Origin of the sequence: Streptomyces sp. CAI-85 (assembly GCF_013363615.1) — a bacterium.
GTDB lineage: Bacteria > Actinomycetota > Actinomycetes > Streptomycetales > Streptomycetaceae > Streptomyces > Streptomyces antibioticus_B.
On the sequence record NZ_JAANNX010000026.1, the window covers coordinates 14657 to 28712 of the forward strand.

Here is a 14056-nt window from a genome sequence, read left to right on the forward strand (position 1 = left end):
CTGCTCAGGCGCCCTGTCGCACCCATGTGGTGGCCCTGTGCCCGGCCTGTGAGTCGAGTTGCCAGTTCGTTTCGGGCGCCGGACGGAGCACGGCGGGCCCGAGCGCGGGCAGATGGACGGTGAACACGGTGCGTCCGGGCACGCTGTCCACGGTCACGGCGCCGCCGTGCGCGGTCGCGACGGCCTGCACGATGGCGAGGCCGAGGCCGGTCGAGCCGGAGGCGCGGGAGCGCGAGGAGTCGCCGCGGGCGAACCGTTCGAAGACGTGCGGGAGCAGGTCGGGCGGGATGCCCTGACCGTCGTCCTGGACGTCGACGCACAGCCACGGCCCCTCCCGCCGCACGCGTGCGGTGACCGTCGTACCGGGCGGGGTGTGCGTCCGGGCGTTGGCCAGCAGGTTGACGAGCACCTGCTGGAGCCGCGCCGAGTCGGCGGACACCAGGGCGGGTTCGTCGGGGAGGTCGAGGCGCCAGATGTGCTCGCGTCCGGCGGCGCGGGCGTCGCTGACGGTGTCGATGACCAGCGGTACGAGGTCGGTCTGCTCGAACTGGAGCGGGCGGCCCGCGTCGAGGCGGGCGAGCAGCAGCAGGTCCTCGACGAGCAGGGTCATCCGGCCGGCCTCGGACTCGATACGGCCGAGCGCGTGCCGGGTGTCGGGCCCGACCTCCTCGCGGCCGCGCCGGGTCAGTTCGGCGTATCCGCGGATGGAGGCGAGGGGGGTGCGCAGTTCGTGGCTGGCGTCCGCGACGAACCGGCGTACCCGCATCTCGCTCTCCTGGCGGGAGTGCAGGGCGCCGTGGACGTGGTTCAGCATGCGGTTGAGGGCGGCGCCGACCTGGCCGACCTCGGTGTGCGGATCGCACTCCGCCTCCGGCACGCGCTCGCTGAGGTTGACCTCGCCGGTGTGCAGGGGCAGTTCGGAGACCCGGGTGGCGGTCGCGGCGACCTTGCGCAGCGGGCGGGTGGCGACGCCGACGATCACCGTGCCGGCGATCCCGGCGGCGACCAGGCCGGCGGCGGTGACGCTCAGCTCGACGAGGATCAGGGTGTTGATCGTGTTGTCGGCGTCGGCGGTGGGGATGGCCACGTAGTACGCCGAGTCGTCGTTGCTGGAGTACGTGACGCGGTAACCGCCCAGGCCGGGAAGGTCCACGGTGTGCTCGTCGCCGTCCTGCGGGACGGAGTTGAGCACCTCGGTCTGGGCCGTCGTGAGCGCCTTGTGGTCCATCTCGTAGTTGTTCTCGGCCTCGGACGTCACACCGCGCTCGGCGCTGGTGACGGTGCCGTCCACGACCTTGGCGGCGATCGTGCCGGTCGGCTGGGGGCCCTTGGTGACGAACTCCGCGAGGTCGGTCTCCTGGGCCGTGAGCTGCTGGTCGGGCAGGCCCATGCCGGTCTTGGGCTGGGCGGGCGGCCCTCCGAAGTCGCGGGGCGCGACCCGCGCGGCGACCTCCTTGAGCCGGCCGTCGAGCTGCTCGTACAGATGCGAGCGCAGCGCGAGCGTCGTCACCGTGCCGATCACGGCGCACACGACGGCGATCAGCACCACGGACGCCACGACGAGCCGGGCCCGCAGGGTGCGGGGCTGTCCCGGCCGGGTCTTCCGCGGACGCGGGTTCGGACGCGGTCGCTGTCGCTGTCGTGGTTGTGGTTGTGGTCGCCGTCGCCCGCTCATGAGGCCGCGGGCTTGATCAGGTATCCGGCGCCGCGCCGGGTGTGGATCATCGGCTCCCGGCCGGCGTCGATCTTCCGCCGCAGGTAGGAGATGTACAGCTCGACGACATTGGCCTGGCCGCCGAAGTCGTAGGACCACACGCGGTCGAGGATCTGCGCCTTGCTGAGCACGCGCCGCGGGTTGCGCATCAGGAAGCGCAGCAGCTCGAACTCGGTGGCGGTGAGGTGGATGTTGTCCCCGGCCCGCGAGACCTCGTGGCTGTCCTCGTCGAGGGTGAGGTCGCCGACGACCAGCATCGACTCGGAGCGCCGGTCGGCGGCACCGGAGCGGCGGATGAGCCCCCGCAGCCGGGCCACGACCTCTTCGAGGCTGAACGGCTTGGTGACGTAGTCGTCGCCGCCGGCGGTGAGACCGGCGATACGGTCCTCGACGGCGTCCTTGGCGGTCAGGAACAGCACCGGGACGTCCGGCAGCTCGCGCCGCAGCCGGCCGAGGACGGTCAGCCCGTCCATGTCGGGCAGCATCATGTCGAGGACGACGGCGTCGGGCCGGAACTCCCGGGCGGTCTGGAGGGCGCCCGTGCCGTCCCCGGCACTCCTGATCTGCCATCCTTCGTAGCGCAGGGCCATGGAGAGCAGTTCGGTGATCGACAACTCGTCGTCCACCACAAGCACGCGGACGGGGCTCCCGTCCGGCCTCAGCAGTTCGGTGCGCCCCTGGGGCGAGGTCGTGGTCATGGGGGACACGATGTCGGGGTGCTCTGAGAACACGCTTTCACCAGTCTGTGATTTCCCTGAGAAGTACACAGGGATCTCTCAGGGAGGGCCTGGGGGGCCTTGGGGGCCTTGGCGGGCCCGGGAGGTTCTTCCGGGTAAGCGCTGTCTCGATCTCAGGGCTCGGCCTCAGAACAGCTCGTCCTGAAGGGGTGCGGCGGCGGTCTTGAACTCTCTTATGGGCACCCGCACTTCCCCCTCAGCAGTGGCCGGCACCAGATCCCACCCGCTCAGCAGCCGCGTGTCCAGGACGACGACCCGATTGCCGGTCGCCAGATGCAGATCGGGCCCGGCGGCGGCCACCAACTCCCCGCTGACTGCTCCCCCGGCGACCAGCTCGGTCACCTCGCCGCAGGCGGCGGGGGCGTGATCGAGCCCGAACACCCCCACATGATCGACGGCTTGGAATGTCTCCCGGGCCAACGACTCGGGCCAGCCGATCAATCCGATGGCCCTCGCATGCAACTCACGGATCTCGGCGGCCCTTTGTCCTTCTTCGAGGTCCGGCAGGGCGGCTCGCACCGCGCGCTTCTCCCCGTAGGGGATCCGGTCGGGAACGCCCAGGGCGGCGCGCAGCAGTTCCTCGCTGCGGCGGGCGGCCATCAGCGGACCGGTGCCGAGCCAGGTGAAGCAGACGGCGCCCTGCTCCAGCAGCCGCGCGGACCCGCGTTCTACGGCCGTGATCCCGACCTTGGCCAGCCCCGGCCCGAACCACGCCAGGTAGACGCGGTAGGGCCGGGGGTCGTCGGCGATGCCGTCCGCGGCGACGGAGTGCGCCCGGTCGAGGCGCGCGCACTCCTCGCAACGGCCCCCGGTGCTGCGCGCCGACACCGTGGCACGCAGCGGACACACGTGTCCACGAGCCCCCGCACACTCCCGCACACCCCCCTCCACGACCCCGAACGCCACGCGCCTCCCCCAGGACAGTGCGCTACGACGCCCCCCGGCCCACGTCAACACCGGCCGCCCCGCCGACCAGCGCAGCCCGGTGCTCCTCCATGCCTGTGCCATCACCCACAACGGTAGGCGCCGCCACTGACAACGCGCTCCGACCTGCGGCTCTTCGCCCGGCGAGCCGACAGCCCAGGCACCCCGGATGTCCGGAGCGAGCCGCCGTGTCCCGGACCCGCATCCCCCACTCGGCCCGCGGCCGCACCCCGGGCGGCTTGCCCCACCCGGCGAGATGCAGCCCCCAGGTGACCAGCGCGGCGACGACGACGATCACCAGCCCTCCGCCCACGAGCACACCGGCCCCGGCACAGACGCCGAGCCCGGTGACGGTGGTCCCCACGGTGGCGACGGCGACACCGGTCCAGCCGGCGACGGTGTGCCCCTCGTCGTACAGCGTCATGGCCATTCCCTCACGATCTAAGAAGCTAGAAAACTACTTACAAGGTAAGAGAAGAAGAAAGCCGATAACAAGGGACCAGCACAGAAGAGCCGCACGCCGCCCGTCTCACCAGGAGCCGTCCCCGCGATGACACCCCCGCCCCGCCCCGCCGCCACTCCCGCAGAAGCGCTGTCGGCGATGGACGACCTGATCGCGGCCAGCATGGTCGGCCAGCAGGAGATGGCCCAGCGCCTCGGTCTGAACGTCACCGACCTGACCTGCTTCGCCTACGTCCTCCAGGCCGGCGAACACCTCCTGACCGCGGGCGAACTGGCGACCCGGGTCCAGGTCACGACCGGCGCGGTGACCGGCATCCTCAACCGTCTCGAACGCGCCGGCTATGTCACCCGTCGCCCCGACCCCCACGACCGCCGCCGCGTCCGCGTGGCCGCCGAACCCACCGCGGTCACCCGCGTCCACGCCCTCTACCAGCCCTACTACGACCGCCTGAACACCCTCTTCGCCGACTACACCGCCGACGAGATCGCCGTCCTCACCGACTGGTTCACCCGCGCCACGACCCTGGCCCACACCTACCGCCGCGAACTCCGCGTCCAGGACGGGACGAGCGCTCCCTAGGGCCTGTCGTCACCTGCCCGCCGACGCACGAAGGGCGGCCGCGCACGTGGGTGCGCGACCGCCCTTCCTCCGCGACGGCGGGAACAGGCTCAGCCGATGGCGTACGCCCGGTACACCGTCTGCACCGAGCGGTTCCCCGCGGCGTCCTTGACCTCGGAGCGCAGGGCGACGGCGCCGGACGCCGGGTTGCGGACGGTCGCCTGCCAGGCCGAGCCGGAGCGCTTGACCGTCGCCGCCTTCCAGGTCTTGCCGCCGTCGGCGGAGGACCAGACCTTGACGGACTTGGCGGTCACCTTGGTGAACTTCGTGTCGGGGTTCTGGGCCCCGCGCGCGGCACTGACATTGACAGTCGTGGTGCTGCTGGGCGCGGCCTGGTTGCGGGCGTTCAGCCCACTCGGCAGGAAACGGGTCAGGAAGACGGGAGCGACCGCCGACTTGGCCGGGTCGGCCTTGAAGTACCAGTCGAGGGTGACGCGCGACGACAGCATGCCGGCGGGGAAGGTGATGCCCGGACGGTGGCGCTGCGCGTCCACGGTCAGGCGGTACCAGCCGGCCGAGCCGATCCGGGCGGAGAACTCGGCGCCGCTGTTGCCCCAGTTGGTCAGGGTCTTCTTCTTGACGGTGGTGCCGCCCTTGGACAGGACCACCGTCTCCTTCGTCGGGTCGGTCGCGGTGACACCGACGTCCGGGTCGCCGATCAGGCCCTCCGGAACGAAGTACACGGACTTCTGCCAGACCGTCGGCAGATAGTGCAACGGCCCCCACACGGCCCGGCCGAACGGCTGGATGACGCTCTGCCCCGCCTTCAACGTCCTGACCTTCGGGAAACCGCCGCTCACGTCGTCGCCGTTGCTCGCGAAGATGTCGTCACGCGGCTGCCAGGTCCCGGGCGTCACATGGGCGACGGCGTTGTACGGCGCGTCGTCGGCGTGGACCTCGGCCATCAGACCGCTCGTGCAGTCGTCGGTCTTCGGCCGCGCCTGGAGCGAGACGCCGTTGTGACGGGCCATCTGCGTACCGCCGCGCACCGAGAAGCGCACGGTCGCCATGTTCGCCCGCTTGAACGTCCCACCGGGCGTGGCCGGGATGCCGGTCGTCTTCTTCACGGCGATGTAGCTGTCGTCACCCGACCACTGCGCCAGGTACCCGAACTGAAGCAGCTTGGAGGAGTCCGGGATGACGTAGAGGGACCCGGCGTCGTTCCATGCGCCCACGCTGTAGGCGGAGGGCATGTCGCTGACGGTGGCGGCGCACACCTGCGCGCTGATCCGCGGCGGCCCGGTCACGTCGGCAGGCGTATCAAGGGCCACCTTGACGGCCTTCCCCTTGCGCGCGTCGAGCGTCACCGCCGTACTGCCCGCCACCTTGACGACCTTCGCGCCGAGGGTGTCGATGCCGAAACCCTCCGTGGTGTTCTCGCCGATGTCGGCCATCGCGATGTACTGCCCCGCCGGCAGGCTGATCCGCTTACCGGACTTGACCGTGTACGTCCGCCCGGACGAAACGGCGACGACCGTGACCGTCGTCGCGACCTTGCCACCGTGCCGCCCCAGCGTGGTGACGGCCAGCGACCCCGAAGCGGCCTGCGCGGAAGCCCCACCCACAACCAACGGCGCCAACGCGGCGACCACACCCACGAAGGCGAGCGATCTCCCTCGCACCATCATCGTTTTCCCCCCTCGAACCCCGAAGCTGATCAATCCTAGCCATGTCACGGACATGGCAGATCAGCCAGGGGCGGCAGGTCACGGGCCACCGCCGGCGGCTACGAGGCAGGCCGACCTGCTTCCAGGGCTCGGCCTGCTCGCTGGCACGATGATCCCGTGGCCGACCTGGAGCGCATCAGAGCAGAGTCCGTGGCGTACTTCCGAGCCCTCGACGAGAACGCCACCTCGCGGCACCACTTCCGCCACGTCGACGAGGAGGGTGGCCTGTGGTGGTTCGAGGCCGTGCCCGACCGCGGCGAGCTGGTGGCCGTCAAGCAAGCCGAACTGACTCCGGCCGGCCGGCTCCACCGGTACGACTGGGAGCACCTGGAGGATGAGCACGGCTTCCTGACAGACCAGGCGATCGACCCGGAAGAGGACCCGCTGGAAGCCATCCCGGCCGAAGAGTTCCAGCGGGTGTGGACTCGGTGACACTCCCGCAGCCTCTGTTCAGTCGAGGAAGTAGGACCAGAAAGGGATTGGGGCGTACTGGTGGTCTTCGGGTGTCGGCACAGCGCGACCGAACTCGTGGTGGAAGTAGTCGACCAGATCGGTGCCGTAGTAAATGATGTCCGTCTGGTACATCGACAGCACAGGGGTACCGGTGCGGTCTGGGTCAGCCAACATGTAGCGGTGCGAGTAGATCGGCACCATGACCGGGACCTTGGTCAAGTACGTGCGCGCTGCTTCCAGGGCATCCTGAGTGACTGTCGGCCGCGGCTCCCAGTCCGGATGCCAGAAACCGCTGTGCTCCACATCGAACAGCACCCCGTGCACCGGCCAGGCCAACCGCTTCGCCAGATCCTCCGGCTCGCCGTCCCGCCAATCGGGCCAATTGCGGCTCCCCGTAGGCAGCCCTGCCCCCAGCAGGGTTCGATGCTCCGGAGCGAAGCGGAACCCCCAGCGCTCCTCGACACGGTCGAGTTCCCGCTCGGTCATGCCCCGCTTCACCTCGACGCGGGCAGAGAGCATGGCAATCAACGCCTCGGCGTCTTCGGAGCTCAGCGGGTTCTCGGAGCTGATCGGAGTCATGCGCCGAACCGTAGGACACCCTCGGGGCCGGCGCGCAGCGGATTTCCCGGGACCTCAGCTCGAAAGCGTGCTCCGGCCTCCGGCTGGCCACGACCTGCTCCCCAGGGAACCGGAACTCGGTTTCCCCTGCGCGTCGTTCGCCTACGCGGCACCCACGGTCAGGGAGTAGTCCACATCAACCGCGAAGTCCCGTGCCCGGCCACGAATCGTCAGGGTGTGGTTCCCGGGTTTCAGTGGGGGCAACTGGACCCATAGGCCGCACCCGGTGGTCGTGAAGCGCCCGTCCGTGCCGGTGACGGGGTTGAGGGCGACGCTCTGTACGGAGATCGACTCTCCTAGGCTGGTCTCCGAGTCGACTTCCTCGCCGTCCAGGACCGCGGACCCGTTGGCCGAGTTCATGAAGATCGCGCAGTCCGTCGGCTCACCCATCAGGTTCACCAGGGGAACTTGATCTTCATGAGTTCCCCTCCCGCGCCGCGCCCCTGAAACGCAAGAGGCCCCGGATCTCTCCGGGGCCTCTTGTCACTGTGCACTCGGCAGGATTCGAACCTGCAACCTTCTGATCCGTAGGCGTGTTCACCCAGAGGCGTGCCACCCGTGACCAGCCGTTGAGCGCCATCGATCCACAGCGACGCGCCCGTCGTCGTCCGCCGCTGTGTGCTGGTGTCCGTGCCTGTTGATGTCAGGCGCTGATGTCAGCCCGCTTGGCAGTCCAGCCCCGCTACGGCTGGGATGCCGACTCTTCAGGCCACCTCTTCTGGCGTCTCAATATGGATCGTTGCGCGATCTCCGACCATCACGCGCACAGTGCGCCGATCACCCTTGGCAGGGTTCAAGGACACTCGCTTTCGCCTCTTCGGTCTCAAGATATTCGACATCAGGTCTGTCGGTTCGTTATCCGCGAAAAACAGATCCGTAACGACAGCCACACACATCTTTTCCTGGACGATTTCCACTTCGAGGTTAAGCTTCTTCACGTCCACCGAACCAAGCGATTCGCCACTGTCCGGATCGAGCACCTCAACGGTCCTATAGAGCGCCACAGAGTCACCTTCTTGGACCCCGGCAAGCGAGCCGCGATTAAGCGCGATACGTGATTCGTCGACAACGGTTGCGAGTTTTGCTTCAATTGCTTTCATTCGACCGACCCCTCATCCACCCCTTGCACCGAAAGGGGATACTCGCTTCCATCATCCTTCAATTGGTATCGCACGAGCTGAACACTCTGTGAGACATCTTCCTCAAATTCCGCTTTTTCCGCTAGCCGGATCCAGAAGTCTTCATCCACCGGTTTCACACAGAGCAGCTGCACGGAACGACGAGAATGGCCCACCTGTCGAACTTCAACTACACCTTTGACAGCGTTGGAATGGCGCATCGTGACGAGGTACCGAGCCCCAGGCTGGGGGGGTTCCCCCGAGCACCGCGCAGTGAGCACAACGGCACCCGAGTCCTTAATGACCCTGCTGATTTCCGGCACTTCCGCCACAAGTGCCGCAACAGTCCCCCACGCCCTACCGATGCCTTCTCGGACACCCTTTTCATACTCCAGCGTACGTTCCCGCAACGCCTCCTCATTCAATACCGAAAGGGCTTCGTTCCTCTCTTGGAGTTCGGCATTAACACGAAGGAGCGTTGGATATTTCGTGATCCGGTTCGTGTACTCGACGCTCATTCGATACGCTCGCGGGATTACGACGGCGACCGACGCGTACGCCAAAGCGCCAGCACCAATGATCCAAAAGGCCCACGTCGCTCCCACGCTTTCCGCAGTGACGTACGTGCCGACGAGTCCAGACAGTGTCAAGACCGCCGTTCCGAAGGTCTTCCAGAACTGTCTCTTAGCCCTACTCATACCATCCCCCGCCCCCCTCTTAATGTCTAAAAAGACCGAACTACATCATACTGAGACGGAGCATCGTCCGGCCGACCTGTACGTCTGTCCCCTGAGCGTCAGGGTCGAGAGGCTTTCAGAGCTGCGATCACGGTCGCCGGGTCACCGTCGTACAACAGGTGCGGTTCATCTGCCTGTGGAGGGACGAAGCGCTTGCGGTACCGCTGTAGGTCGCTCTCGGAGAAGTAGATCGAGTTGGGATCGTTCGCGTGGAAGTCGTTGCGCTTGCTGATCCTCGCCCACAGCTCGTCATGACTGGCTGCCAGATAGACGAGTACGGGAGTCGCGCCGGCGTCTGTGGCGATCGCTCGCCAGTTGGCCCGGTCCTCCGGGGTCCAAAAGCCGTGATCAACCACGACGTCGTGCCCGGCTTTGAGCTGCTCCCGGAGATCGGCCGCCACGTCTTCGAGGACGGGCCGCTCAAGGGTGGGGAAGACGCCTCTGGGGAAGTCCACGCCATAGACACCGTGCCGACGGAACATCTCTTCGTCTGGGCACAGTCGTATGAACCCACGGGCGGTCAGAGCGCGGGAAAGGGTCGTCTTGCCGGAGCCGGGGAGCCCGGCCATAAGGACGCAGAACGGCGGGTGTGGGGGCATCGATCTCGTCACGGTTCGGGAGATGGCGGCCACCTCCGCTTCGGCTTCGGGCTTGATTGTGCCAGCCCTGCGGGCCGTAGGCAGTGCTTCTAGGCGGTCTTCGAGCACGCTCACGAGCGTGCCGTCCGCGACCGTCACGGGGAGACCTCCGATTCTGTGCGCCATGTGCGGCCGGGCCCGCCGAGGTCCACGCCGTATTCCACGATGTTGCCCTCGCTATCCACGAACTTGGCTGTCATCACGACTACCGGGTCCGTCGGCGGGTTGTCAGGGTCCAGTTCCAGGAGCCGGGCGTATTCCGGCGTCAGCAGGCGCGCGGAAGCCGTGTCGATGCGGTGGCTGATCGGGTGACCGGTCGCCTGGGCGATGAGCTGGAGCGACGTTCCCCCTGTCAGACGCTCGCTCGCTGCTAGCTGAGGGATCAGCTTCCCGTACCGAGAGGGAATCCACGACGTGCTGTGAGCGACGATGCCGTGTCGGTCCCGGTACACACGGCTACGGCGCACCACGTCGGAGCCGGGCCGAATGTCCAGCGCTTGCGCCACCTCATCGGGCGCGGGCACCACGGCCGCCTGGTGCGAGTCGGACCGCTCGCCCGCCCCCCAGCTTGACCCGGTACGGCGTCCCCGGTCCTGCCGCTGCGCCCCGGACGACATCGGCGCCGGCTGGTCCAGCACTTCGGTGCCAATGCCGTGGATGCCACGGACAAGCCCCTCGTTGCGCAGCTTGCGCAGGGCTTTCTCGGCTGTCGCCGTACTCACCTTCCACTCTTCCGAGAGGTTCTTGATGCTCGGCAAGAGGGTCCCCGGCTGGAGCTGACCAGACGTAATCAGCTCCGTGTAGTGGGCGGCAATCTTCGCGTACGGCGCCCGATTGTCGGCCTGGCCTGCCATGTTGCCCGCTCCCTGTCGTCACTTCCCTGAGGTTCCCTAGCTTACCGCTTGACACCGCAGGGAACCCTAGGGAACCTTAGGGATGTGCCCGCCGGTCGGTTCACCGGACAGCGGGTGTCGGACCTCAATGCGCCCTGTTTTAGGGCCCGTTCGAGGTCAAGGGGCCCGGGACAGAGCGGGCCGAGGGCGCACCCGACCCTGGTCATTCGGGAGGGCTTAGACCGAAAGGTCACGTCTCCATACGCCTACAACGGGTCACGCCGCGCTACCTGATACGGGCGCGGCACCCCGAAGGAGACATCTTCACCGCCCCGGCATCACGCCGTGAGGGCGCGAGATCGAATCTCGCCCGGGGCACTCCGGCCACTCAACGTGGCCGTGCCGCGCGTCTGGCGCGGCTGACCACCCCACAACGGCGCGCACCCCCGGAGTTGCAGCTCCGGGGGTGCTGTTCGGGCCGTTCCCCCCTTCGAGAGGAATCACGACCCATGAAGCACATCGGTGCTGTTCAGACGGTTGTTACCGCCACCGACGAGTTCGACCGCGAGCCGACGTTCGCGGAGCTGGACGCGATCGCGGTCGAGACACCGCTGATCGACGCGGAGGTTGAGCTGCTGGACGTCCGCATCAGCCTGCTCGACCGCACCCCCACCGAGATGGACCACCAGCGCATCCGCCGGGCGAACCGCAAGGTGCTGGCCGCGCGCCGAACCCTGGCGAACCAGGGCGGCGCCGCTTCGCCGGCGGTGGCCTGATGGAGGCTGAGTTCACGGCGCAGATGTCCATGCGCGAGGGCCGGTGGCGCCTGTACGTGGTGCTGATGAACACCACCGACCGGTGGCCGGAGCACCGGTTCGGCCCGGTGGCGCCGACGTTCACGGACCGCGTGAACGCGCTCACCGCGCTCGGGTTCGAGCCGCTCCCGGAGGTCGGATGGGAGTGGACCGAGGACACCGAGACCCACGACGACCCCTCCTCGCCGGTCATCCTGATCGCCACGATCAAGGTGCGTTCATGGACGGGGGCGACCGCGTGAACGCCGTTCAGATCCGTTCAGCCGAGCGCGCCCTGTCCGTCGGCACGTGGCTGATCGTGGCCGGAGCGATGCTCTACTCGATCCTCACCGTCACCCCGCTCGCCGCCGCCCACACCCCCGACCAGTGGGACTGGACCGCCCCGATCCTCCCCCTCGTGGTGGACGCGGCCGTCGTGATCGTGGTCCGCCTCGATGCGGTGCTGGCCCGCCTCGGCGGACACGGCGGTAAGTGGCCGGTGGTACTGCGGTGGATGACCGGCTGCATGACGCTCGCCCTGAACGTCGCCGACTCCGCCCTGAACAACGACCTGGTGGGCGTGGCCGTGCACGCGGTCGCGCCGCTGCTGCTGATCGTCACCGCAGAGACCGGCCTCGCCTACCGGCGGGCCATCACCACCGCCGTCGCCGAGCTGGAAGCCCAGCAGCGCGCCGAGCGCGAAGCACGTGAGCGGGCCGCCGAGGAACGGCGAGAGGCCGCCGTACGGCGGGCCCGTGAGGAACGCGAGCATGCCGCCGCGATGGCTCGTGAACAGCGTGAGCACGAAGCCCGGTTGGCCCGTGAACAGACCGAGCGCGAGGAGCGGGTCCGCCGCGAGGAACGCGAGCAGCAGGCGGCCCGCGAGGCGGCTGAGCGGGAGGCTCGTGAACACGCTGAACGCGAGCGTGAACAGCAGCGGGCCGAGCGTGAACGCCGTGAACGCGAGGAGACCGAGCGCCGTGAGCGTGAGCAGGCGGAGCGGCAGGCTCGTGAACACGCCGCGCGTGTCGAGCGGGCCGAGCGTGAACGCCGTGAACACGCTGAGCGGGAGGAGAGGGCCGAGCGTGAACGCGCCGCGCTGCTCGCTCTCGGGCCGGCCACGGAGAAGTTCGCCGAGGACCGGGCCCGCCGGCTCGTGAAGGCAGCGTTCGATGCCGGGTTGCCGGTGCGGGCGGCTGCCGAGCTGTGCGGCTGGTCGGTCGGCTGGGTCTCCACCCGCTACGCCGAGCTGCGCGACCCTGCCGCCGGTGGCGCTGAGTTGTCGATCGCGACCGGCTGATGGCCTCCATCCCGGTCTACGTCTGGCGGCTCGCCCCGGACGGGTTGGCCACCCGCCGACAGCTCCGCTCTCAGGGGCTGCGGCCCGGTGGTCAGGACGTGGTGGCGCAGATCGAACGCCCCCGCCACCGCCGTCCACCGCTGGTCGCCTACCTCTACCGCATCGACGCCGCCAAGCCCGTGCGGCCCATGACGCCGGCGAAGTGGGCGGCGCTCGGCAAGGCGAATGCCGCCCGCCGCACCTGCCCGCAGTGCCGTACCGACGCCGGCTACGTCATCCCCGCCGAGCTGGGGGTGTGCGTGCCGTGCGCCTTCCCCGACGACGAACAGCGCGCCGCCTGAACACCCCCTTCGACCTGGGAGTCTCTGCTGTGTCCAGCCGTACCCGTACCCGCGCCGTGAAGACCGGCGCCGGAGTCCACACCGTTCGTATCCCGCGTCAGCGCGGGCGCCGCTCCGCTCAGCCGTTCGTGATCGTCGTTCCCGAACGCCCCTCCCTGACCCGTGAAGCGCTCGGCTTCGTCGGCCGCGTGCTGTGGCGCTTCCGTGCCGCGCTCGCCCCGACCGGCCTGTCCGTGCTCGCGTTCGTGGTCGCCGGGCTGCTGCACCTGACCGCCTGGTGGTCGTCCCTCGTCGTCGCTCCGCTGGCCGCCGTGCCGGTGGTGTGGCTGCTGGTCATGCAGCGCCGCCGCCCGGCGCGCGGCAGCACGTTCGGCTGGCGCGTCGGTCTGACCGTGCTCGCCACGGCCGCCGCCATGTGGTTGGCCCTGGCCGCCGGGTTCGGCCCGCTCACCGGCCCGCTTCCGCTGCTGTGGCTGCTGGTGTGGATCGCCGCGCAGACCACCTGGTTCGTCGTCCGCCCGTCCCGCTGACCTGAGGAGACATCGTCTGATGGCGCAGAACACCAACGGCCGGCGTCCGCGCGGGCCCGTGAACGACCCCAAGACCGGCAAGTTCGCCAACGCCGGCGCCGCCGCCGGCGGGTTCGTCGGCGCGCTCGGTGGCTCGATCGTCCCGCCGATCAACGTCACCGTGAACAACCAGCGTGGCGCCGCAGCGAACGGGCGGCGTCCGCACGCCGAAGCGCTGCTGCCTTCCCCGGAGTTCACCTCCCCGGCGCAGGTGCGGCACTACTGCAACACCCTGCGCGCGGCGGCCGTGACGCTCTCGATCGAGGTTGCCATGGGCGCCGAGATCCTCAAGGGCGTCCTCGCGGCCGTCCCGGACCCCGAGGGCCGGGCGTTCGGCTCCCGCGTCCGCGCGGCGAAGGTGGCCCGGAAGTTGAACCGGGCCGCCGACGACCTTCGGGACGCGGCGAAGAACGCCGCCGCCTGCTACTCCGCGTTCCAGCAGGAGTACGAGGAGGAGATCAACCGGGTCCGTCACCGCGCCCGCAAGCCACAGCAACCGCCCATGAACTGGGCCCAGCAGTAAGGGAGGTTG

19 protein-coding genes are annotated in these 14056 nt (G+C 68.9%); 8 read left to right on the plus strand and 11 right to left on the minus strand.

Going from position 1 to position 14056, the window contains the following annotated elements:
• Nucleotides 1-4: 4 nt before the first annotated feature.
• From G6W55_RS24240 to G6W55_RS24255, 4 genes are all read right to left on the minus strand, one after another.
• Entirely contained in the window at nt 5-1675 is a 1671-nt protein-coding gene (locus G6W55_RS24240; protein ID WP_175522949.1) for a HAMP domain-containing sensor histidine kinase, read from the minus strand.
• A complete protein-coding gene (locus G6W55_RS24245) occupies nt 1672-2412 on the minus strand; it encodes a response regulator transcription factor (RefSeq protein WP_175522950.1) in 741 nt (246 codons plus the stop codon). The genes G6W55_RS24240 and G6W55_RS24245 overlap by 4 nt, the downstream gene beginning before the upstream one ends.
• 165 nt (nt 2413-2577) lie before the next feature.
• Nucleotides 2578-3459: a DUF2797 domain-containing protein gene (locus G6W55_RS24250; RefSeq protein WP_175522951.1), complete on the minus strand. Its 882-nt coding sequence runs from the start codon at nt 3457-3459 to the stop codon at nt 2578-2580.
• A complete protein-coding gene (locus G6W55_RS24255) occupies nt 3380-3805 on the minus strand; it encodes an HGxxPAAW family protein (RefSeq protein ID WP_175522952.1) in 426 nt (141 codons plus the stop codon). The genes G6W55_RS24250 and G6W55_RS24255 overlap by 80 nt, the downstream gene beginning before the upstream one ends.
• Nucleotides 3806-3925: 120 nt before the next feature.
• On the opposite strand from G6W55_RS24255, the gene G6W55_RS24260 reads away from it, so the two are divergent.
• The gene (locus G6W55_RS24260) at nt 3926-4417 is read left to right on the plus strand and encodes a MarR family winged helix-turn-helix transcriptional regulator (RefSeq protein WP_175522953.1); all 492 of its coding nucleotides are present in this window, start codon (nt 3926-3928) and stop codon (nt 4415-4417) included.
• 89 nt (nt 4418-4506) lie between these two features.
• Here the strand turns inward: G6W55_RS24260 and G6W55_RS24265 are convergent, their stop codons facing one another.
• Nucleotides 4507-6081 carry a hypothetical protein gene (locus tag G6W55_RS24265; protein ID WP_175522954.1) on the minus strand — a complete coding sequence of 525 codons (1575 nt, stop codon included), beginning with the start codon at nt 6079-6081 and terminating at the stop codon, nt 4507-4509.
• Between the two features lie 159 nt (nt 6082-6240).
• Here G6W55_RS24265 and G6W55_RS24270 point away from each other — a divergent pair, with 159 nt between their 5' ends.
• The gene (locus tag G6W55_RS24270; RefSeq protein WP_175522955.1) at nt 6241-6555 is read left to right on the plus strand and encodes a hypothetical protein; all 315 of its coding nucleotides are present in this window, start codon (nt 6241-6243) and stop codon (nt 6553-6555) included.
• A gap of 18 nt (nt 6556-6573) precedes the next feature.
• Here G6W55_RS24270 and G6W55_RS24275 read toward each other — a convergent pair whose 3' ends face one another.
• From G6W55_RS24275 to G6W55_RS24300, 6 genes are all read right to left on the minus strand, one after another.
• On the minus strand, nt 6574-7155 hold the full coding sequence (locus tag G6W55_RS24275) for a hypothetical protein (RefSeq protein ID WP_175522956.1): 582 nt from the start codon (nt 7153-7155) through the stop codon (nt 6574-6576).
• 141 nt (nt 7156-7296) lie between these two features.
• On the minus strand, nt 7297-7584 hold the full coding sequence (locus G6W55_RS24280) for a hypothetical protein (protein WP_175522957.1): 288 nt from the start codon (nt 7582-7584) through the stop codon (nt 7297-7299).
• Nucleotides 7585-7898: 314 nt separating this feature from the next.
• Nucleotides 7899-8294, minus strand: a complete 396-nt coding sequence (locus tag G6W55_RS24285; RefSeq protein WP_175522958.1) for a FlgT C-terminal domain-containing protein — start codon at nt 8292-8294, stop codon at nt 7899-7901.
• A complete protein-coding gene (locus G6W55_RS24290) occupies nt 8291-9010 on the minus strand; it encodes a hypothetical protein (protein WP_175522959.1) in 720 nt (239 codons plus the stop codon). The genes G6W55_RS24285 and G6W55_RS24290 overlap by 4 nt, the downstream gene beginning before the upstream one ends.
• A gap of 98 nt (nt 9011-9108) precedes the next feature.
• Complete coding sequence (locus G6W55_RS24295) at nt 9109-9786, minus strand: ATP-binding protein (protein WP_309243812.1); 678 nt, start codon at nt 9784-9786, stop codon at nt 9109-9111.
• Nucleotides 9783-10541: a GntR family transcriptional regulator gene (locus G6W55_RS24300; protein ID WP_175522961.1), complete on the minus strand. Its 759-nt coding sequence runs from the start codon at nt 10539-10541 to the stop codon at nt 9783-9785. The genes G6W55_RS24295 and G6W55_RS24300 overlap by 4 nt, the downstream gene beginning before the upstream one ends.
• Nucleotides 10542-11029: 488 nt before the next feature.
• Between G6W55_RS24300 and G6W55_RS24305 the strand changes: the two genes are divergently transcribed.
• The 6 genes from G6W55_RS24305 to traA are packed head-to-tail and all read left to right on the plus strand — an operon-like array spanning nt 11030 to nt 14047.
• Nucleotides 11030-11296, plus strand: coding sequence for a DUF6284 family protein (locus G6W55_RS24305; protein ID WP_175522962.1), 267 nt, complete (start codon nt 11030-11032; stop codon nt 11294-11296).
• Complete coding sequence (locus tag G6W55_RS24310) at nt 11296-11577, plus strand: DUF6303 family protein (RefSeq protein WP_175522963.1); 282 nt, start codon at nt 11296-11298, stop codon at nt 11575-11577. Before G6W55_RS24305 ends, G6W55_RS24310 begins: the two co-directional genes overlap by 1 nt.
• On the plus strand, nt 11574-12614 hold the full coding sequence (locus G6W55_RS24315) for a DUF2637 domain-containing protein (RefSeq protein WP_175523005.1): 1041 nt from the start codon (nt 11574-11576) through the stop codon (nt 12612-12614). The genes G6W55_RS24310 and G6W55_RS24315 overlap by 4 nt, the downstream gene beginning before the upstream one ends.
• Nucleotides 12614-12955 (plus strand): RRQRL motif-containing zinc-binding protein, encoded by a 342-nt coding sequence (locus G6W55_RS24320; protein ID WP_175522964.1) that lies wholly within the window; start codon nt 12614-12616, stop codon nt 12953-12955. Before G6W55_RS24315 ends, G6W55_RS24320 begins: the two co-directional genes overlap by 1 nt.
• Nucleotides 12956-12984: 29 nt before the next feature.
• Nucleotides 12985-13485, plus strand: coding sequence for a hypothetical protein (locus G6W55_RS24325; protein ID WP_175522965.1), 501 nt, complete (start codon nt 12985-12987; stop codon nt 13483-13485).
• Nucleotides 13486-13504: 19 nt separating this feature from the next.
• Nucleotides 13505-14047, plus strand: a complete 543-nt coding sequence (traA, locus tag G6W55_RS24330; RefSeq protein WP_175522966.1) for a plasmid transfer protein TraA — start codon at nt 13505-13507, stop codon at nt 14045-14047.
• Nucleotides 14048-14056 lie beyond the last annotated feature (9 nt).